Genomic DNA, 20447 nt, shown 5'->3' with positions numbered 1-20447 from the left:
TTCTGTTTGATTCTACTATTGCAGCAGTTCCCTTGCGTTCGCTAGGGTATTGCTGGTGATAGTATCGCCACCTAACAGCCTTGCCAGCTCTTGAATACGTTGCTCACGATCGAGCGATTTCATTGTGGTCTCAGTACTGCCCGCCTTATTAAATTTATCGACGAACATGTGTTGATGACCATTGCCCGCAACTTGCGGCAAGTGAGTCACGCACAGTACTTGGGTCGATTCCCCTAAGCTACGTAACATGCGGCCCACCACTGCGGCGGTGGGGCCGGAAATCCCAACATCCACCTCATCGAAAATTAATGTCGGCGTGGCAACTTTCTTCGCGGTAATCACTTGGATACCTAAGCCTATCCGTGAAAGTTCACCGCCAGATGCGACTTTCGAAATCGGTTGCAAGGGTTGGCCAGGGTTAGTGGTGACCATAAATTCGATATTGTCACTGCCATTGGCTGACATTTGCTCTGGGTTGAAATTGACTTCGATAGTAAATTTACCCTTTGGCATATTCAGTTCGTGGATTGACTGAGTCACGAGTTTGTCGAGTTCTTTGGCATATCGAGCGCGGCTTTGACTGAGCTTTTGTGCGTTGCTAAGGTAAGCGGCTCTGCTGGCATCGACCTGCAATTGAATTTCTTCGAGCTTGCTTTCGTCACTGTCTAAGGTGCTCAGTTCTGCCTTTAATGCTAAATGATGTTCGGCCAGTTTATTTGGACTGACATGGTGCTTACGCGCCAGTTGCATGGCTTTTGATAGCCGTTCTTCTAAATAGGCAAAATGAGCTGGATCGAGTTCAAGCTTACTCAAATAGTGCTGTAATTCGCCTGCGCTTTCTTGCACTTGAATTAATGCATCATTGAGCATAGTGTTGATATTGCTTAATGCAGGATCGTAGCTTTGCAGGTCTTCGGCGAGGGAAACCACTCGGTTGAGCAGTGACTCTATGTTGTTTTCTTCGCCCTCAGTGAGTATATCTAGACTCGCTTGACAGGTATCAATCAACTCAGTGCCATTGGCCAGACGTTTGTGCTCTTGCTCAATTTCATCGAACTCATCGACTTTAAGATCAAACTCATCGAGTTCTTCTACTTGATATTGCACTAATTGCTTACGGGCAATACGTTCATGTTGGGAGGCTTCGAGTTGCTTTAGATCGGCCTCAATTTGTTTGCAGCGTTGAAAACTGGCGGCAACCGTATCGATAAGCAATCTGTGGTTGGCATAACTGTCGAGCAATGTGAGTTGGTGTTCACTCTTCAACATTGCATGGTGCGCATGTTGGCCGTGAATACCGATGAGTAACTGACCCAGTAATTTGAGTTGCGTCAGCGGTACTGGATTACCATTGATGTATGCGCGTGAACGGCCATCGCTACCAATAGTTCGACGTAGGATACACTCATCATCGAGTTCAAGATCGTTATCTTCTAACCAACGTTTTGCCAGTGGAATATCGTCCAAGGAAAAGCGGGCGCTGACCTCGGTTTTATTGGCTCCGGGGCGAACACTGCTGGCATCGGCGCGATTGCCTAGGCACAGGCCTAACGCATCGATGGCGATCGATTTACCTGCACCGGTTTCACCTGTGATGCTGGTCATACCGGGGCGAAAATCCAGTTCTAAAAAACGGACGATAGCGAAGTTATTAATGCTGAGTTGGCAAAGCATAGTGAATTCCTGTCGAAAAACTTACCAAACCACTGTATTGATAAACAGTATATACTGATTTTATATACAGTAAAGTGGCTTGGGTAAATAATCGGCATTATTGGCAGTAAATATTTTTAATTAACTGATTATGCGTGGGTTCTTACTAAGCTTTCTAAGATAGGCAAACTAAAGAAAGTAACTAAGGTGCCAAATAGAATGCCCTGAGCGCTGGTTGAAGCCTGAGTGTTATAACGCTGGGCGAGTAAGTACACGCTAGCGGCTGTGGGCAGTGCGCTCAAGATCACGCCCATGATCAGGTAGTCACCACTGACTCCAAAACGGTTAAGCATAAAGTAGACGAGTGCCGGTTGGATAGCCAGCTTGAAGAGATTGATAAGGCTCAGTTCGATAAAATTCTTGGGGCTAAATACGCTGCTATCTTTCTGGTAGCGCATCGCTTTGGCGAGTACCATGCCGATAGCAAATAGGGCGCAGGGGCTTGAGGTATTGCCAATTTGCTGGATCATTAGCGCCAGCCCAGAAGGTAGTTTTATCTCTAGCGCCGAAATGCTGACACCAATTAAGCTACCAATAACGATAGGGTTTTTACCGACCGCCATCGCCATTATGACTAAGGCGTGGTGTTGTCTTTGGGTGTTTGTGGCCAGTTCCATCGAGACTAAGGCGACGGCAAACATCAGCACGGATAATAAGCTGGCAATCGCAGCGGCGACTAAGGCGCTTTGCTGCTGCGGAAAGAGGATGATGAGTAGTGGAATACCAATAAATGCGGTATTACCAAAGGTGGCATTGAGGGCTCGAATAGCGGCAACCGCATGCTGTTTAGGGTTAGCAAGCAGCGAGAGCCCAAGGCAGACAAGATAAGTGATCACCATAGCCGTGCTGTAGCCCGCAATAAATCCCCATTGCAAAATTTCATCAATCGGCTGCTGGGCGAGGGCGATAAGCATGATCGCAGGGAATGCAATATAGTACACATATTGGTTTAGCACTTGGTCCGTATCAACGGGCAAGAGTTTTAATTTTTGCACTAGTGTGCCGAGCAACATGATCCCGAAGACGGCAAACAGAGGGGTTAAAATGGTCATTTCCCTCACTCATCCTTACGATTAAATTTGAATAAACTCAGCCATTACCGTCATTTCTACTATCGCTATGATTTTAGGTGGGCGCTTGCCTTTTTTATGCCACGTTAGAACCAGAACTAGCGCCAGCGCAGTAAAACTCGCCACAAAATAACATATCATTTCAGTCTAAGGCTATTGCGCTATGGTCGTATAAGTGGATTAATTGATGTTTAAAACACAATGACTTAGCGTACGCTGTGATTGTTGATGACTTTATATAGTGCCTAACTTGGGCTGCTAGAACAGAATTAGGACATGCAATGAGTGATGATTTAGGCGCTGAACTACAACTTGTCTATCTTTTTGTGCATTTAGTCAATGCGGGCAGTTTTTCGCAGGCGGCGAAGGAGCTTGATATGCCCATTGCCACAGTGAGTCGCAAGTTAGCGAAGTTGGAAGAAAAGCTCGATAAACAGCTCTTTATGCGCAGCACCCGCAAGTTGCGACTGACAGAGGAAGGGCTGGCACTCTTCCAACGCTACCAGAGTGTGGTTGCTCAATTTGATGAACTGAGTGGTGCGGGCAGCGATAAACCCGAGGGTACCCTGCGCATCGCCGCGCCGATTTCGATTATTTCCATCGTGTTTATTCAAGCTTTAAATGAATTTGGCCGCCTGTATCCCGATATCCGTTTGCACATTTCCCAGAGCAATGAGTTAGTGGATTTGATCGACAAGGGCATAGATGTGGCGATTGTCGGCGGGGCTCAGCCTGATTCTTCTTGGGTGTCGAGTACCTTAGGCGAGCTGGATTATTGCCTGTTTGCCACGCCAGAATATTTGGCTCAGGCACCTAAACTTGAGCATCCCGATGATCTCGAAGCCCATCAACTGATAAAAGTCTGGCCGCTGTTTAATTGGCATTTAAAGCATCCGAGCGGTGAGTCTTTCTATTTTAATGGCCCAACTAAGCTGACCCTCACGGATTTGCACGGTGCGATTCAGGCGACCTTAGGCCATGGCGGGATCTTGTATGGTCCCGAACTATTTGTAAAACAGCAGATTAAAGAAGGGAAACTTAAAGTATTATTGCCAGAATGGATTGGCGAGCAGAGGCGGATTTCGATTTTATATCATCAACGCAGCCAGCAGCCGCTAAAGGTCAGAGTCTTTATTGAGTTTATGCAGTCAAAGGCGCCGGAGTTATTCTCTATGCGTTGATTTAACTAGGGGAACGAATGCTTAACGTCTTTTAGGTTTTACCGTGTTTTTGCTCATGGTATTTTGCGTTTGTTTCGCGTCTTGCAGGCTGGAGCGTGTCGCGGGTAATATGCCGAGTTCTAAGAAGTATCCAACTAAACGCCGCAGTTCGAATAAAGAACCGATACGCTGTTGATCTTTGATGGTCAGTTTCCAACTGTCGGTTCGTCCTTCGCTATTGGTTAAGACAAATCCTTGATAAACAATCTTTCTCATTGGAATAACTCAATATTGGCTGATAGAACTTGCTAGCTTTGGTCTTACTCGTTTTGGGGCTTGCTTGAGCGTGATTGCAGTCGAGACTAGAGGTTTATTGTTTAGAAACATTGTTTAGACATATTGTTTAGACGTACTGTTTAGGAAGAATAAGGGTGCTTGAGTTGCCCCAAGCACCCATCAATTAAGCGACGCTGATGCCGATATTTGATACGCCAGCTTCGATAATGTCTTTGCGTAAACCTTTAACCAGTTCCGCTGTGATCTTGGGATTTTCTTCGATAATTTCCAGCAGAGAATTTTGTAACTCTTTTTCTTCTTCCATAACTTCATGGGCAAAAACGAAATCATCTAATGCTTCATCGACTAATTCGACATCGCTGATGGCTTCGATATAGTTAGCCACAGTGCTCGATGACAGTTTGCTGATATTGACTATATCTTCTTCAATCTTACCTTGAATCGCACCCAACAAGGTTGATATGGCGACCACAGCATCCATGGCTGGATAGACGCCATAAGCTTCAAAATCAGCGGGTTCTGGGGTGTTATCTTCAAGACGTTGCAAATGCACATCGATATTGAATTTAAGCTTAGGATCGTACAGGGATTGCCACAGTAGCTCTAATGCAGTGCTCAATACAGCAGGGTCACCAAACTCACAGACTTCGGAAAACAGTTGATAGTTGGGCAACATGCGTTGGCAAAGTGCAGTGGCGAAGAGTTGTTTTTGTGGCAGTGTTAACGCCTTAAGACGTTTAAAGAAGCCCGTTTTTTTGGTCATCTGTTATTTCCGCTGATAGCTGTGATATCACTTGATTTGCCGCAGATTCTACCTTAGTTAACTCATCAAGTAACTCTAGTATTTCGGGTTCGAGATCTTCGACCGCTGTTTCACGTTTTAGCGCCGATTCAATTTCTTGGCATAGTCTTTGGGTTGTAGGCACGCCGCAGTAGCAGCTCGCACCATGTAGTTTATGGATTGTACTGAGCATGACGGGATGATCGTTTTGACTCAGCGCCGTCTGAATCGTCGAAACGGTTTGTGGCAAGGAGTCGAGCAACATTCTCAGCATGTCTAAGGCGAGATCGGCCTTATGATTAGCTTGGGTTAAGCATAAATCCCAGTTCAGCGTATGTAGGTCAAAATGGGTGAATTTGGGGCGAGTGATCCAGCGATGGATCACGTCTTTGAGCGCAGCCTCATCAATAGGTTTAGGCAAATATCCATCCATACCACTGCCTAAAATCAGCTCGCGTTCTTCAGCAATCGCATGGGCCGTTACGGCAATAATTGGCGTGTTACGGTTCATTGAGCCTTGGCGAATTTGCTTAGTGGCGCTGATGCCATCTGTGCCTGGCATCTGAATATCCATAAAAATCAAATCGAAGGTGCGCGTCTTCGCCTGTTTAACCGCTTCATCGCCACTGTTGACCGCGATAACCGTCGTCACTAACTCACTGAGCAAGGTGTCGATTAGCTTTAAGTTGGCAAAGTTATCATCCACCGCCAGTACGGTTAAGGATTGGCGCGCCGCCGGCGTGGCTATGGTCACTGGGGCTATGATGTCGTATTCCATCGGTGGATAGAGTAAGTTGCGGGCAAGCTGTTGCTCACTCACGGGCAGAGACAACACCACATCGGCATTCGGGCGGATGAATTGGGTTAAGGCATCCTGTTCTTGGCAATCGTATAGCACCACAAGGCAATCGGTTTTGGTCTTCGCCAAGTTAAGTGTGCTTACCAGTTGTCCTGCATCGCTAAACCCATGGCAACTCAAGAGAACATAGTCGTATGGCGCTTCGGCCGTGTTGAGCGTGGTCAGCAAACTTGGGATATGCTGATGGTGGGTGACTTTGGTATCCCATTGATTCAATTGGCGACTCAAGACAGCATGAGTCAGCACGCGTGGCTCGTAAAACAGTATGGTTTTGTCTTTGAGTTTTTCGAGCGGCAGTGAGTCACCAATTTGGAACTGACCTAAGCCGAGCGGCAAACTGAACCAGAAGTTTGAGCCTTTCTCTGGGGATGAGGTAAAGCCGATTTGGCCGCCCATTTGATTTACTAAACGCTTAGTGATCACTAAACCTAAGCCTGTGCCACCAAAGCGGCGGGAAATCGAAGAATCGGCTTGGCCAAAGGCTTGAAATAAAAAGTCTTGCTGGCTTTCATCGATACCAATACCGGTATCTACTACATCACAGCGCAGTACTACCTGTTCTTCCGACTGGCTTTGCAGTTCGATTTTGACCATCACGCTGCCGGAGTCGGTGAATTTAATCGCGTTACCGACCAAGTTATTGATGATTTGGCACACGCGCATGGCATCGCCATTCACATTGTCGGGCACGTTAGGGGCGATATCGACAACCAGTTCTAGGCCCTTGGCTTGAGCACTGCCCGAAATCAAGGTGATGGTATCGCCTATGGTTTCCCTCAGACCGAAGGGCATGTTTTCCAACACCATTTTACCGGCTTCGAGTTTAGAAAAATCGAGAATGTCGTTGATGATACCCAGCAGGTTAGTGGCGCTGCGCTCAATGGTTTTGATGTAATCCACTTGGCTCGAATGCAAAGGGGTTTTCACCAATTGCCGCGCAAAACCGATAACGCCATTGAGCGGCGTACGTAACTCATGTGACATGTTGGCTAAGAATTCTGATTTAATTCGGCTGGCTTCTAGAGCGCGTTTTTTCGCTAAATCTAACTCGACGTTTTGGATTTCAATCTGTTCTAAGGTTTCCCGCAGATCCGAAGTCGCTTGGTCGATATTTTGTTGCATTTCATCATGATATTCCGATAGCGAACCTGCCATGGCATTGATGCCGCGTTTGAGTAAGTCGAGCTCACCAATCAAGTTGCCATCTAAGCGGGCGTCCAATTTACCTTCACGGATTTTAGCAACGACGCGCACCATTTCAGTAATGGGCTGAGTGACGTTTTTCACCAGCCGGAAAGTGAACAGCAGGTTCAATTGCACCCCGATCAACACGATAATAAAGGCGGCGACGGCGGCTCTATGTTGCTCGAGTAGGGCGCGTTCTTTATTGATGATGATGGAGATATAACCTAACAGCTGACCATCGTCTGTTTGGATATCGTAATTAGCGGGAGCGGCGCTGGGCCCGGTGGAGAAAATCGGTGTCCGTAAAATCAGGCTGTCGCCCACATGCTCTATTTCGGTTTTATGCAGTGTGTTAAGCGCTTCTTTGTAGCGCATAATTTCAAAGTCTTTGTGGTAGTGCGAGGTCACAAAGAGCTGATTGTTGGCATCGAAAATCGCGATGGATTTCACTAAGGTGGACTTGTTGAGCTGCGCCGCGGCGAGTAAGCGTTTGGTCGCCTCGCGATCATTAGCCACTAAACCGATTTCACTGGCAATCGACAGCGGCTCGATAATATTGCTGCCCTGTTCGACGAGCGTATCTTCGAGCTCATAAAAACGGTTTATGGTAAAGTAGCTGCCCAGAAGGATACCGACCAAGATTGTTGGCGCGAGCGCCAGTACAAGAACCCAAGAACGTAGGCTGTATTTGGTCATGTTGTTAACTGGGTTCATAGCAGCGGCGGTGTTTCCTGTGACAGAGACTAAGATAATTTTATAAGACTGCCAGAAAGAGGGCGGTCTTTGCCAGTATTTTATTGATTTAGAGGCCGAAATGGCGCAATTTTTTAAAGCAAAACCAAATAGTTCCAAACAGTTGTCGGCTAAGTTATCGCTGAGCGTCAATCAGCTCGATCACTTAGGGGCCGGTATAGCACAACATCAAGGTAAAGTCGTGTTTATCCCCGGCGCTTTGCCCGATGAAACCGTGACGGTACAGCTCACTGAGCAAAAGAAAAATTATGCCCGCGCCAAGTTAATTAAAGTCGATACACCTAGCTCTGAGCGCGTCGAGCCTGAGTGTCCACACTATCACACCTGCGGCGGCTGCGACTTACAGCATATGTCATTAGCGGGCCAGCGTGAGCATAAAGAAGCGGCGCTGCTGGATATTATGGCTAAGTTTGCCGGCGCCGAAGGCGGCACGTTATCACCCGCATTAACGGGTGAAGGGTGGCATTATCGTCGCCGCGCCCGTCTTGCGACCTTATTTGATAAAAATACCAAGCACTTAAGCTTAGGTTTTCGTGCTGCCAGTAGCAGCAATGTGGTGCCTATCAGCCAGTGTCAGGTGTTAGCTAAGCCGTTATCTGACTTGATCGTCCCCTTTGCTAAGTTGTTGAACCAATTGTCGGCTAAATCGAGCTTAGGCCATCTTGAGTTAATTGCCGCCGATAATGGTCATTTCGCCGTGCTGCGTATCACTAAGGCGCTCAACGATAAAGATCTGGCTAAGTTGTCAGCCTTTGCCGAGCAGCATCAGATCCATATTTGTTTGCAGGACAACGAAGGCCAATTCCAAGGCGTTGGCGCCGAGTTAGTGTTACCTGTTTATCAGCTGCTAGATGACAAAGCGCAGTCGGATACGGTGAGTTTAAGCTTTACACCCGGTAACTTTGTGCAAGTGAACGGACAGATTAACAAGGCCATGGTCGCCCAAGCGATGGATTGGTTAGCGCCAGCGCCTGATGAGCGCATTTTGGATTTGTTCTGCGGTATGGGGAATTTCAGTTTGCCCTTAGCGAAAATGGGCGCGGATGTGATTGGCGTCGAAGGGGTTGCCGAGATGGTAACTCAGGCACGGGTGAACGCTAAAGCTAACAATTTGGATAAACTGACCTTTTATCACGGCGACTTGAGTGCGGATTTATCCCTTGAGCCTTGGATGGGCAAAATTGATAAATTACTGCTCGATCCTGCCCGTGCTGGGGCATTTGAAAGCTTGCAATGGCTGAAGAAAATGAAGCCGCGCAAAGTCGTGTATGTTTCTTGTAATCCTGCGAGCTTGGCCCGCGATAGCGCTGTACTGTTAGAGCGCGGTTACCGATTACAGCAATTGGGACTTATCGACATGTTCCCACAAACACACCATATCGAAGCCATGGCACTGTTTGAATTAACCCAGTAATTTGCGCTGGCAAAGTAAGCAAAGCGTTTGAATAACGTAAAAAATGTGATTATTACGTCGGTTGGGTTTGACAAGTTCGCGCCAATGCTGAAGATAGGAGAGCTGAAGTGGTGCCCACTTTCTCTCTGAGCACGGATAAGGAAATAAATTAGATGGTCTCTGTTCGCGAAGCGCACTTTAATGATCCCGATTTTCAGTTAGAAGATTGGGTGGCTCGCTATGTCGGTCATGCCGATGAAGCGCAGATGCTGCTCTCCTTGATAGGGCAGATTGACGCCTTACCCGCCAAGAGTCCTGCGGCGAAGACAGAACTGCTCGAACGTGCTCGAGAGATGATTGAAATCCTCGCACCGCTGAACATGGACATTGAAACCCTGCAAGCGGCGATTCTGTTTGTGGTATTCGATGCTGGGTTACTGACCGAAGAGGCCATCAAAGAAAAGTTTGGTGAGCCGCTGGCGCGTTTAGTGGCGAGCGTTGTGACCATGAATGCGATTGGCGCCTTAAAAATCAATCCCAATAGTCGCTCCACCGAGCCGCAAATCGACAATATCCGCCGCATGTTACTGGCTATGGTTGAAGATGTGCGCGCCGTGGTGATTAAGCTTGCTGAGCGTGTGTGTTTGCTGCGGGCGGTGAAAAATGCCGATGAAGAAACTCGCGTGCTGTTGGCCCGCGAAATTGCCGATATTTATGCGCCGCTGGCTAACCGTTTAGGGATTGGGCAATTGAAGTGGGAGCTGGAAGATATTTCTTTTCGCTATCTACATCCTGATACCTATAAAGACATTGCTAAGCAATTAGATGGCAAACGACTGGACCGTGAAGTCTTTATCGACAAGTTTGTTAGTCAATTGCAACAAAGATTAGATGAAGATCAAATTCGCGCTAAGGTCTACGGCCGGCCGAAACATATCTACAGTATCTGGCGCAAGATGAAGGGCAAGCACCTCAAATTTGATGAGTTGTTTGACGTGCGCGCCGTGCGTATCGTGACTGAGCGTTTGCAGGATTGTTATGGTGCATTAGGTGTTGTGCATACGCTTTGGCACCATATTCCGCGGGAATTTGACGACTATGTCGCTAACCCTAAACCTAACGGTTATCAATCGATTCATACCGTAGTGGTGGGGCCTGAGGGCAAAACCGTTGAAATTCAAATTCGTACCCAAGACATGCATGAAGATGCAGAACTGGGTGTGGCCGCGCACTGGAAATATAAAGAAGGCAATAATCATTCCGGTAAGCAAAGTGGCTATGAAGAAAAAATTAACTGGCTGCGTAAAATTCTGCAATGGCAGGAAGACGTGGTCGAAAGTGGTAACTTGGTCGAAGAAGTGCGCAGCCAAGTGTTTGAAGACAGAGTCTATGTGTTCACCCCAAGCGGTGAAGTCGTTGACTTGCCACTAGGCTCAACCGTGCTCGACTTTGCCTATTACATTCACTCACAAGTGGGTCATAAATGTATTGGTGCTAAGGTCGATGGCCGTATTGTGCCGTTCACTTATCAGGTTGAAACGGGCGAGCGTATCGAGATCATCACCTCGAAACAGCCCAACCCCAAGCGCGACTGGCTTAACCCTAACTTAGGTTATATCCGTACCTCGCGGGCGCGTTCGAAAATCCAGCATTGGTTTAAGCAGCAGGACAGAGACAAGAATATTGTCGCCGGCAAAGAAATGCTCGAATCTGAATTGGCGCGGGTGAGCCTTAAAATTAAAGACGCCGCCATCGCGGTCGAGCGCTTTAATATGGCGAGCATGGATGACTTACTGGCGGCCATTGGCGGCGGTGATGTGCGTCTGCATCAAGTGGTTAACCATATTCAGAGTCGTCTGCGACTAGACGAAGTGTCAGAAGAAGATGCGGTCGAAGAATTAGTCAAGAAAGGCCAACATAAACCGACCTCCAGTGGCCGTGGTCAGGTTGAAGTCAACGGTGTGGGTAACTTGCTTAACCATATCGCCCGTTGTTGTCAGCCCGTTCCCGGTGATGAAATCTTAGGTTTTATCACTAAAGGCCGTGGCATTTCTGTGCATCGCGCTGATTGTGAACAAGTTAAAGAGTTAATGCGGGTTCACCCAGAGCGTGGTGTCGATGTGGTCTGGGGCGAAAATTACTCCGGCGGTTATCGCATGCGTCTGCGGGTATTAGCCCACGATCGCAGTGGCTTATTGCGTGACTTAACCTCAGTGCTGGCGGCCGAAAAATCCAATGTATTGGCCATGAGCTCCTCATCGGATACTAAAAACCAGACAGCCGCAATTGAGTTGGAACTGGAGCTTTATAACCTCGATGGTTTATCGCGGGTGTTATCTAAACTGACCCAAGTCGATAGCGTGATAGAGGCAAGACGGCTTTAAGGCTAGCAACGCCTTTCGAAGCGAGCGATATCTAGAAGCCATCTAGAAGCCATCTAGAAGCAAGAGATAAAGGATTGGGGCGGTAGGGAGGCTGTTCATCGTTTTGAGTAATGTTTTGCCATGGCATTTGCTCCCCGACGCGCAGCCAGTCCATCCGTGGATGCTCGACCGCCCCGTCCATGGGGCGGATGGTCGTCTCGCTAATCACCATGGCTCACCTTTTTGGCATTAGCGTTACGCAGCACGCTTTTGGACATTTCCGAGTTAAAGACTTAATTTTAACTCGTCAGTTTTGGATTAAGATTTCTATGGGTAAAGCCCACTTAAGCGGACAAAAATTGTTGGCTATAATGTGGAGCAAAATGAAACGTAACCAACTGTTTTTTTTGTTCAGTTTAAAGTGCTTGCTAGGTGAATTACGCATAATCTACTATATGACGGTAACGAGCTAAAATATCCGGATATTTGCGTAACCGATCTTCAACATCAAAAGCATTCCACCAAAGTATTGCATTCTGCTCTTTTCTATCTCTTTGACGTTCTAACATTTCTGTTAAATCACGTGTAGTTTGGGTATTTACAACCAACATATAACCATCAGGTCGATAATCAAATAACGTACTTGGCATGTCTACACCTGATTTACCAATTGAAGTAGTCTTAGAGTGTTTTAAATTTGTTTTACACTGAATAATCATTTTCCCGAGTTTGATAGATTCAGCTCCTTTAGAAACTCGATTTTCATGGTGGAGCATATTGTATTCACAAATCAAATCTCGACCATTGTCACCCTGATTCGTGGGGGCTACTTTCTTAACAGAAAATACCCATGGTTCACGATCTAGAAGTTCAAGAATTAGATCCTCAAATTCTCCACTGGCTTGCCGATCAATAATGTTCCATTCAAACTTTTGGTCACCAAATAGTAGAGAAATCTCTTTTTGTTGACGAAGTCTAATCAATTCTTTTTCTTCTGCGACAGACTCTAAACCACAGTTAGTGTACTTAATTACCACATGATGGTTGCTAATAAACAGAAGCTGATTTTCTTGTGATATAACCTTTAAATCTGATGCATCCCCTAACTCCACAAGAAGATCTTTAGCAAATTCCTCATCTTTAAATGAAATGGTTGTGCGTATGTCATTTATGATTTCAACATTTGAGGTAACTCCGATTATCGTCTCCGCAGTATCATTTTTGGCAGCAATCTCCTTAAGTAATCCAGATATATGTGTACTTTTAAACACTGAAAACTCTCCAGAAAAGCTGCGAAAAAATAGCCAGTCAGGATTCATACGGATATTGGCTACGTAAGATTCATCCTCACCAATAAAATCTCTTATTTTGTCTACCCAAACACTGAGTTCAGGAGAGTCAAAAGAGAAATCATCTGGGCAATAGCTAACAGCACCCAAGATATTTCCTTGATACATATGGAACATATAGAGATCCATTAAGATATTGAAGAAACACTCAAAGTCTTGTTTACTTTTTTTCTGATTCGTTCATTTAAAGGTTGAGCTGGAAACCAATACATCCCATATAATTCGTCTTCGATTTCACTGAAATCATTATGTTCACCTAGAAATCGAAATGAACTCAGTCCTCTAGATTTTGCAATAGCGGTAAAGACTGTTGGCACAATTACATGTAAATCAGTAACTTCTTCTATTCGTCGCTGCCGATAGTAGAAAACTGGAAACAGTTTTTCATCATCAATATCCTCAAGGAATATTCTCCATTGAGGACAACAATCTAACCCTATGAAAATTTTATTTTTATTGCGCCTTGTAACGCTAAATCCAACTTCTTCAATTCGCTCTAAAAATTCTTCTATCATAATTATCCAATATCAGCAGAACTATAAGATTCACCTAATGCCCGCAGCACGGGTAAATTTGAAGCACAGCGGAAAATTTATCCCTGTACCTGCGCTTGTTATATTTTCACCGAAAGTCCGTATGGCCATCCGGGTTAATGACGTATTCAAAAGTTAATTCATCTATCGAATCACTTCTGGTGTTGTCCTTGATATCGATAATTTTTACCGCAGCAAAATTCCCATAGGAATTTTCAAATACAACTATATCCCCTTCTTGCGGTGTTCTACTTCTCGATGAAAAGTCATAGGACTTTGCGTTAGAGATAAGATTGATTGCAGGAACTCCTTTGACTAAAGCTACCCCTTTAATCGAAGCAGGATCGTTGTATACATGAATTGATTCATCGCTTGCTTTTGACCATGCAGTTTCAAATAGAAGCTCATTGCTCCCGATGACAAAGCGTCCATTATTATTGCTATAGTTGAAAGTATTCCTGCCTTTAAGGCGATTCGAAGCATACTTTTCAGGTTTCTTTGGCCAGTAATTAGCAGCTAAGGCACCAATGCTCACAATAAAGCCAATTGCGGGTTCAAATGAAGGCTCATTGTAAAACCACGCTCCAAAGCCAACCAATGCTGATACAGAGCAAAACCCCACTACCTTAGTTTGCACAAAAACTCCTTGAAAATATAACGTCTTAGTATTTATGCGCTGCGCTGTTTGCAGGGCATAAATCGCTTGTTGGACTTGGCCGCTGCCACATCCGTGTAAATGGGTATAAATGATGCTATAGGAGTTTGCTTTTTTGCGGTAGAAGTTTTTTATACAGTTCGATGGGTAATCACTTGATATCGTTTTAGCTTTCTCATTCTTTTACGCTCACTTTCGACTGATAGTTGACCTTGGTTGACAGCATTTGGGCCCCGCATTCAGGCTGATATTCGCACCACATTTTCTCATTGGCTAACGTAATTGCGGTTGGATAACGGAAAAAGCCAGAACTTTGTAGCATTACTAAAATTGGGTCAATGTTCTTATGTAGGATTTAGCTAGGTGCCATTTTGCTAACGCGCAATGGGGGAATAGCTTTTTAGCTAAACGAGCCGCGAGAGGGTTAGTTAAGATTGGCATTGTTGCACTAGTGACCTTCTAAAACAGGATATGTTTTAGTAGAGCCCTCAGGGACGCTTTTTGTTAAACAAAAAGGTGGTGAGTCACTAGGGAAGTAATGACAATGTATCGCGCAACAGGTAATGCAACGAGCTTTGGGAAAATATGTGTAATCGGCTATTACAAGCCGGCTCTTGGAGAGCAAGCTCGACAATAATTGCAGCCCCGCGCTTTTCCCAATCCCAAGTTCAGGTTAATCCACAAAGCCATGCTAATTGATCATGAATATGGCTCATGTTGTATGTGAAATAAAACCGTTTTTGTTCATGTGCCGAACCACGTATAAATGACCCCAAGCGAAATATTAGACAAGCTTGAAGTTGCACCCTAGCTAAGCCATCAGGACTTAAGTCATCGGCACTTAAGGTAAATAGAACCTCAGACAGAACACGAATGATGTCTATCAGAGTCCGGTCTAGAAGCGAGAAGCGCAGGGCATAAACTCAGGTTTGAAATCAGACAATGGGATACTGGATCACTATGAATAAGCATTTTACATTTACGATTAACAGCATTTGTCTTGATGAAAATTATCATCCCTCAGACAAGACGCGTATCACCACCAACTTTGCTAATTTGGCCAGAGGCAGTCATCGCCAAGCCAACTTACGCAATGCGTTAAAGATGATTGATAACAGTTTTAATGCCTTAGCGCACTGGGATAACCCTAAAGGCGATCGTTATAGCGTCGAGCTGGAAATCATCTCAGTTAATCTGGATATTGACGGCAGTGGTCAAACTTTTCCATCGATTGAAGTTTTGAAAACCAATATTGTTGATCATAAAACCAATAAACGTATTGAAGGCATTGTCGGTAATAATTTTTCATCTTATGTACGCGATTATGACTTTAGCGTATTACTTGCAGAACATAATAAGGGCCAAGCCAAATTTAGTATTCCAGATGATTTTGGTCGTCTACATGGCAAGCTATTTCAGTCTTTTGTTAATTCTGATGCTTACAAACAGAATTTTAATAAGCCACCTGTTATCTGTCTCAGTGTGTCGGATAATAAAACCTACCATAGAATTGAGAATCAGCATCCCGTATTAGGGGTTGAATATCAGCCAAATGAATCGTCTTTAACTGAGCAATATTTCAAAAAAATGGGCTTACAGGTGCGCTATTTTATGCCGCCCAATAGTGTGGCGCCGTTAGCTTTTTATTTCTTTGGTGATTTACTCAATGATTACACCCATCTTGAGTTGATAAGCACCATCAGCACTATGGGAACTTTTCAAAAAATCTATCGCCCTGAGATTTATAACGCCAATGCTGTTGCAGGGAAATGCTATCAACCCAATTTGAAAAACTTGGATCATTCACTGACTCAAATTGTTTATGACCGAGCAGAACGCAGTCAACTGGCGAATGAGCAAGGCAAATTTGCAGCGGAGCACTTTATCAAGCCCTACCAAACGTTTTTTGAACAATGGTCTGCTAATTCCGTTTAGTCGCTTTGCGTTTAATCACTTTTCTTCGCAGAACGGCTTTAAAGCCACGTCCAATAATTAATTCAATACGGCATCATTATCATGACAACAAGACTTAATAAAAACCTGATTAACAACGGACTGCTACCGACTTCAACTGCGGGCAGTTTGCCTAAACCTTTATGGCTTGCAGAGCCTGAAACACTTTGGTCTCCATGGAAATTGCAAGGAGAGGAATTAATTACAGGTAAGCACGATGCACTGCGTTTGTCATTACAGGATCAACTACACGCAGGGATTGATATTGTCAGTGATGGCGAGCAAACGCGGCAGCATTTTGTCACTACGTTTATTGAGCACCTCAACGGCGTTGATTTTTCAAAACGTAAAACCGTGAAAATTCGTGATCGCTATGATGCGAGTGTGCCCACGGTTGTCGGCCCAGTGAGCCGCCAAAAGTCGGTGTTTGTTGAGGATGCCAAATTTTTACGCAAGCAAACCACGCAACGGATTAAATGGGCGCTGCCTGGCCCAATGACCATGATAGATACGCTTTATGATGACCATTATAAAAGTCGCGAAAAGCTTGCTTGGGAATTTGCCAAAATTCTTAATGAGGAAGCCAAAGAATTAGAAGCGGCCGGTGTTGATATTATCCAATTTGACGAGCCTGCTTTTAATGTGTTTTTTGATGAGGTAAACGATTGGGGAATTGCCTGTTTAGAAAGAGCCATTGAAGGCCTTAAATGCGAAACGGCGGTACATATTTGTTATGGCTACGGCATTAAAGCCAATACAGATTGGAAAAAAACTTTAGGCTCAGAGTGGCGTCAATATGAAGAAGTGTTTCCTAAACTGCAAAAATCGAATATCGATATTATCTCGCTTGAATGTCACAACTCCCATGTGCCAATGGAGCTACTTGAACTCATTCGCGGTAAGAAAGTCATGGTCGGCGCGATTGATGTTGCCACCGACACGATTGAAACTGCAGAGGAAGTGGCTGACACTCTACGAAAAGCCCTCAAATTTGTTGATGCCGACAAGCTCTATCCTTGTACCAACTGCGGCATGACGCCTTTATCCCATCAAGTCGCAAGAGGGAAACTCAATGCCTTGAGTGCAGGCGCAGAGATCATCAGAAAAGAACTCTTGGCGTTAAGATAAGACGCGTTAAGTGTTGCTGTATGTTTTACAGCAGTATGTTTTATAGCGGCATAAGTCTAGCTTTGTTGAAAGGGTATCGACGTCGGTATTAAAAAACGGGATTGGCAAATAGATGCCAATCCCGTTTTCATTTCTAAGCTAATGCATTTAGTGCTTACGGTTAGTGCTTACATTTAGTGCTTACATTTAGTGCTTAGGTTTATACATTGTCTTGGCGCTTATTCACCAAGCTTTGGCGTGCGTGGTGGGATCATGCGCTTGTCGCCTGTCGACTCAAATGCACCTGCAAATTTCAGCAGGTTATTATCGTCATAGGCACGGCCCGCGAAGGTTAACCCCACTGGCATACCAATATCGGCCATCACGCCCATAGGCACAGTCACAGTCGGCACGCCTAAGTGACGAATTGCTAGGTTACCGTTAGCGACCCAAACTCCATTGCTCCAAGCGATATCGGCTGAAGCCGGATTCACATGGGCATCGGCAGGGCCGACATCGGCCACGGTAGGGAACAGCACGGCATCAAGCTTAAGTCCGTCCATCCAGTCTTCGAGATCCAGCTTACGGGTCTTCTCTAAACCACGCAGACCATCGGGAATACTGTCGAGCTGGTCATAGGATTTAAGACCACGCTTAGCCATGTTGACATACTCTTCCATGCCTGCCGCTAAGTCACCTTCACGGTTTGGCAAGGTGCCGAGGTCATGGGGGAATATCAAATGTCCCACCACATCTTCAAGCTTGTTGAGTTTAGGGTCGTTGTTCGCCCGCAGGAATTCATCGAATGCCCAACCCGAGAGTTCCCATAATTCATCATGGAGGAACTGAGGCGTCACTATGCCACGGTTAAACACGGTCGGCGCGCCGGGGCGGTCGCCTTCGCAATTTGACACCAGCGGAAAATCGACTTCAATCACTTCCGCACCTGCAGCTTCTAGTGCTTTACGCGCCGCTTCCCATAAATCGATAACCGATTGGCGAGTATGAATACGTTGACCCGTTGGCCCCCCGATACCTGGGTTTTCGCTAGTGCCCGCCAATTCATCCTTATTGATGTACATGCGCGGCACACCAAAACGCTTACCTTTAAGCGTGTCGGCTTGAGCGGCAAGCTCCAGATAGGATTCTGGGCGAACGCTAGAAGCTTTAGGGATTTGAACCCAAGGTTGCAGACGCCAGAGATCGCCACGGGTGATAGGATCGTCGGCCACAATCACATCCAGCACTTCAAGCATATCGGCCATAGTGCGGGTATAAGGCACGACGACATCCATGGTCGGCGTTAACGGCCAGTTACCGCGCACGGAAATCACGCCGCGAGACGGTGTATAGGCACATAAACCATTATTGGACGCAGGGCCACGGCCACTCGACCAAGTTTCTTCGGCAAGACCGAAAGCCGAATAACTTGCCGCTGTGCCCGTGCCCGCCCCATTAGAAGAGCCCGAGGCAAAGGGCGCAGTCAGATAGTTCGCATTGTAGGGGCTTTCAGCGCGGCCATAGTGACCACGCTGCATGCCGCCATTCGCCATGGGTGGCATATTGGTTTTGCCTAAGCAAATGGCACCCGCGGCGCGTAGGCGCTCAACGGCAAAGGCATCATATTGCGCCACTAAATCCTTAAAGGCTGGGCTGCCAGACGCCGCCGTCAGTCCCTTCACCAAATAGCTATCCTTGGCGGTATACGTAATACCCTCAAGTGGGCTCAGTGTTTCACCACGGGCGCGGCGCGCATCTGACGCCTCAGCTTCTTTCAGCGCATCGGGATTGGGCACCACTAACGCATTGAGCTTAGTCTTTGTCGCAGGGCCGTCATACGCCTCAACCCGCGCGAGATACGACTTAACCAACTCCACTGCGGTGGTGCGGCCGGACTCGAGCGCAGCACGCAACTCGGCAATAGAAACTTCAGTGACTTCAAACATCTTACGTCCTCCCGCTGAAAGCTAATTGTGGTGTAATAACAGTGACATCAATCGTCATGCTGTTCTCCTTGGGTTACTTTCCAGCAGGGATTTGCTGAGTAATACAATGGATATTGCCGCCACCTAATAAAATCTCACGGGCTGGCACACCCACAATCTCATGCTCTGGGAAGATTTCCTGCAGTTTTTGGGCGGCGATATCATCGGTTGCAGGATCAAGCAACGGGAACACGATGCGATTATTGGTGATTAAAAAGTTCACATAAGAACCCGCTAAACGCTCACCCGCCGTGCGTGGCACGCCAGTGCCTTCGGTCACACCTTTTGATTCTTCTTCGGTGCAATACAGCGGCCCCGGTTGTGGCAATAGATGGATTTTTAACTTACGGCCTTTGGCATCCACGGTATTTTGCAACACCTCTAGCGCCGCTTTTGAGCGTGGATATTGTGGATCGGATTCATCATCAGTCCAGTGCAGAATGACTTCACCAGGACGGGCAAAACAGCACATATTGTCGATATGACCATCGGTCTCATCCATATACACGCCATCTTGCAACCAGATAAACTGCTTAACATTCAAATAGTCACGCAGTAAGTCTTCAATCTGTTCTTTTGTCAGTTCAGGGTTACGGTTGGCGTTAAGTAAACATTCTGCACTTGTCATACAGGTGCCTTCACCATCGACATGGATGGAGCCACCTTCGAGGATCAGCGGCGCGCTGTAACGGGCAAAACCATGCTGCGCAAGCATCTGCTGCGCGACTTGCTCGTCCTTATCCCATGGGAAGTACAAACCACCGTTATGGCCGCCCCAAGCATTAAAGCCCCAGTCAACACCACGGCATTCGCCATTGTCATTCACAACTACGGTTGGCCCAGTATCGCGAGCCCAGCAATCGTTACTGTCCATTTCAACCAAGGTAACGTGGGATGGCATTACCGTTTTGGCCTCGGCTAAAAAGGCTTTAGGGACACCCATATAAACAGGGGTTGCCGCACCAATGGCATCGGCTACCTTAGCGAAAGTCGCCTGAGCATAAGCACCAGCTGCACGCCAGTTATCAGGACGATAGGGCCAAATCATCCACACCGCTTGCTGCGCAGCCCATTCGCCAGGCATATAAAAACCATCTTGGGATGGCTTAGTCGTTAACTGCGTGGCATCCACTGTCACGTTTGTCATGAGTTTTGTCTCCAGTAATGCTTAAAAACGATAAGGGTGTGCGTCCTGACATCGGACGACAGAATCGAAATATACCTAACATCAATCAAATGAATAAATTGAAGGACCGCATTTATCATGTGCATAGTTTGGCCGAAATTGTCA

At 46.2% G+C, this 20447-nt stretch carries 16 protein-coding genes; 5 read left to right on the top strand and 11 right to left on the bottom strand.

Translation table 11 applies throughout. The annotated features are described in order from the left end of the window. Nucleotides 1-15: 15 nt before the first annotated feature. Together recN and AYJ58_RS18475 are read right to left on the bottom strand one after the other, a co-directional pair. Nucleotides 16-1674: a DNA repair protein RecN gene (gene recN / locus AYJ58_RS18480; protein WP_106651241.1), complete on the bottom strand. Its 1659-nt coding sequence runs from the start codon at nt 1672-1674 to the stop codon at nt 16-18. A gap of 128 nt (nt 1675-1802) precedes the next feature. After that, complete coding sequence (locus tag AYJ58_RS18475) at nt 1803-2765, bottom strand: AEC family transporter (RefSeq protein ID WP_106651240.1); 963 nt, start codon at nt 2763-2765, stop codon at nt 1803-1805. Between the two features lie 299 nt (nt 2766-3064). On the opposite strand from AYJ58_RS18475, the gene lldR reads away from it, so the two are divergent. Further along, on the top strand, nt 3065-3964 hold the full coding sequence (gene lldR, locus AYJ58_RS18470; protein ID WP_006082633.1) for a LysR family transcriptional regulator LldR: 900 nt from the start codon (nt 3065-3067) through the stop codon (nt 3962-3964). 21 nt (nt 3965-3985) lie between these two features. Here the strand turns inward: lldR and AYJ58_RS18465 are convergent, their stop codons facing one another. The 3 genes from AYJ58_RS18465 to barA form a co-directional block, all read right to left on the bottom strand. Next, a complete protein-coding gene (locus AYJ58_RS18465) occupies nt 3986-4219 on the bottom strand; it encodes a DUF3319 domain-containing protein (protein ID WP_106651239.1) in 234 nt (77 codons plus the stop codon). A 184-nt stretch (nt 4220-4403) separates the two neighbouring features. Next, nucleotides 4404-5003 (bottom strand): YjaG family protein, encoded by a 600-nt coding sequence (locus tag AYJ58_RS18460; RefSeq protein WP_106651238.1) that lies wholly within the window; start codon nt 5001-5003, stop codon nt 4404-4406. Further along, nucleotides 4978-7779 carry a two-component sensor histidine kinase BarA gene (gene barA / locus AYJ58_RS18455; RefSeq protein WP_106651237.1) on the bottom strand — a complete coding sequence of 934 codons (2802 nt, stop codon included), beginning with the start codon at nt 7777-7779 and terminating at the stop codon, nt 4978-4980. The genes AYJ58_RS18460 and barA overlap by 26 nt, the downstream gene beginning before the upstream one ends. Before the next feature lie 100 nt (nt 7780-7879). Here barA and rlmD point away from each other — a divergent pair, with 100 nt between their 5' ends. Next, nucleotides 7880-9232 (top strand): 23S rRNA (uracil(1939)-C(5))-methyltransferase RlmD, encoded by a 1353-nt coding sequence (rlmD, locus tag AYJ58_RS18450; RefSeq protein ID WP_106651236.1) that lies wholly within the window; start codon nt 7880-7882, stop codon nt 9230-9232. Nucleotides 9233-9384: 152 nt separating this feature from the next. Then, on the top strand, nt 9385-11595 hold the full coding sequence (gene relA / locus AYJ58_RS18445; RefSeq protein ID WP_106651235.1) for a GTP diphosphokinase: 2211 nt from the start codon (nt 9385-9387) through the stop codon (nt 11593-11595). 31 nt (nt 11596-11626) lie between these two features. Here relA and AYJ58_RS22240 read toward each other — a convergent pair whose 3' ends face one another. The 4 genes from AYJ58_RS22240 to AYJ58_RS18425 all read right to left on the bottom strand — a co-directional run bounded on the left by AYJ58_RS22240 (nt 11627) and on the right by AYJ58_RS18425 (nt 14093). Continuing rightward, a complete protein-coding gene (locus AYJ58_RS22240) occupies nt 11627-11806 on the bottom strand; it encodes a hypothetical protein (RefSeq protein ID WP_106651234.1) in 180 nt (59 codons plus the stop codon). A gap of 205 nt (nt 11807-12011) precedes the next feature. Next, complete coding sequence (locus AYJ58_RS18435) at nt 12012-13040, bottom strand: hypothetical protein (protein WP_106651233.1); 1029 nt, start codon at nt 13038-13040, stop codon at nt 12012-12014. A gap of 11 nt (nt 13041-13051) precedes the next feature. Further along, nucleotides 13052-13438, bottom strand: coding sequence for a hypothetical protein (locus AYJ58_RS18430; RefSeq protein ID WP_106651232.1), 387 nt, complete (start codon nt 13436-13438; stop codon nt 13052-13054). A gap of 106 nt (nt 13439-13544) precedes the next feature. Further along, on the bottom strand, nt 13545-14093 hold the full coding sequence (locus AYJ58_RS18425; RefSeq protein WP_106651231.1) for a hypothetical protein: 549 nt from the start codon (nt 14091-14093) through the stop codon (nt 13545-13547). 978 nt (nt 14094-15071) lie between these two features. Between AYJ58_RS18425 and AYJ58_RS18420 the strand changes: the two genes are divergently transcribed. After that, nucleotides 15072-16046 carry a DUF1852 domain-containing protein gene (locus AYJ58_RS18420; RefSeq protein ID WP_106651230.1) on the top strand — a complete coding sequence of 325 codons (975 nt, stop codon included), beginning with the start codon at nt 15072-15074 and terminating at the stop codon, nt 16044-16046. 81 nt (nt 16047-16127) lie between these two features. Further along, complete coding sequence (locus tag AYJ58_RS18415) at nt 16128-17192, top strand: methionine synthase (RefSeq protein WP_106651229.1); 1065 nt, start codon at nt 16128-16130, stop codon at nt 17190-17192. A 218-nt stretch (nt 17193-17410) separates the two neighbouring features. On the opposite strand, the gene AYJ58_RS18410 is transcribed toward AYJ58_RS18415, so the two are convergent. Continuing rightward, on the bottom strand, nt 17411-19117 hold the full coding sequence (locus AYJ58_RS18410; RefSeq protein ID WP_106651228.1) for an amidase: 1707 nt from the start codon (nt 19115-19117) through the stop codon (nt 17411-17413). A 73-nt stretch (nt 19118-19190) separates the two neighbouring features. Beyond that, nucleotides 19191-20303 carry an agmatine deiminase gene (aguA, locus tag AYJ58_RS18405; protein WP_106651227.1) on the bottom strand — a complete coding sequence of 371 codons (1113 nt, stop codon included), beginning with the start codon at nt 20301-20303 and terminating at the stop codon, nt 19191-19193. Between the last annotated feature and the right edge of the window lie 144 nt (nt 20304-20447).

This window comes from Shewanella sp. Pdp11 (assembly GCF_002838165.1).
GTDB classification, from domain to species: domain Bacteria; phylum Pseudomonadota; class Gammaproteobacteria; order Enterobacterales; family Shewanellaceae; genus Shewanella; species Shewanella hafniensis.
Note: the sequence above shows the minus strand (reverse complement) of the source record. Positions and strands in the feature narration are given on the sequence as shown.

Coding starts and splice junctions, on each gene's coding strand:
- recN (WP_106651241.1), bottom strand. CDS start 1,674: ATGCTTTGCCAACTCAGCATTAATAACTTCGCTATCGTCCGTTTTTTA.
- AYJ58_RS18475 (WP_106651240.1), bottom strand. CDS start 2,765: ATGACCATTTTAACCCCTCTGTTTGCCGTCTTCGGGATCATGTTGCTC.
- lldR (WP_006082633.1), top strand. CDS start 3,065: ATGAGTGATGATTTAGGCGCTGAACTACAACTTGTCTATCTTTTTGTG.
- AYJ58_RS18465 (WP_106651239.1), bottom strand. CDS start 4,219: ATGAGAAAGATTGTTTATCAAGGATTTGTCTTAACCAATAGCGAAGGA.
- AYJ58_RS18460 (WP_106651238.1), bottom strand. CDS start 5,003: ATGACCAAAAAAACGGGCTTCTTTAAACGTCTTAAGGCGTTAACACTG.
- barA (WP_106651237.1), bottom strand. CDS start 7,779: ATGAACCCAGTTAACAACATGACCAAATACAGCCTACGTTCTTGGGTT.
- rlmD (WP_106651236.1), top strand. CDS start 7,880: ATGGCGCAATTTTTTAAAGCAAAACCAAATAGTTCCAAACAGTTGTCG.
- relA (WP_106651235.1), top strand. CDS start 9,385: ATGGTCTCTGTTCGCGAAGCGCACTTTAATGATCCCGATTTTCAGTTA.
- AYJ58_RS22240 (WP_106651234.1), bottom strand. CDS start 11,806: ATGGTGATTAGCGAGACGACCATCCGCCCCATGGACGGGGCGGTCGAG.
- AYJ58_RS18435 (WP_106651233.1), bottom strand. CDS start 13,040: ATGTTCCATATGTATCAAGGAAATATCTTGGGTGCTGTTAGCTATTGC.
- AYJ58_RS18430 (WP_106651232.1), bottom strand. CDS start 13,438: ATGATAGAAGAATTTTTAGAGCGAATTGAAGAAGTTGGATTTAGCGTT.
- AYJ58_RS18420 (WP_106651230.1), top strand. CDS start 15,072: ATGAATAAGCATTTTACATTTACGATTAACAGCATTTGTCTTGATGAA.
- AYJ58_RS18415 (WP_106651229.1), top strand. CDS start 16,128: ATGACAACAAGACTTAATAAAAACCTGATTAACAACGGACTGCTACCG.
- AYJ58_RS18410 (WP_106651228.1), bottom strand. CDS start 19,117: ATGTTTGAAGTCACTGAAGTTTCTATTGCCGAGTTGCGTGCTGCGCTC.
- aguA (WP_106651227.1), bottom strand. CDS start 20,303: ATGACAAACGTGACAGTGGATGCCACGCAGTTAACGACTAAGCCATCC.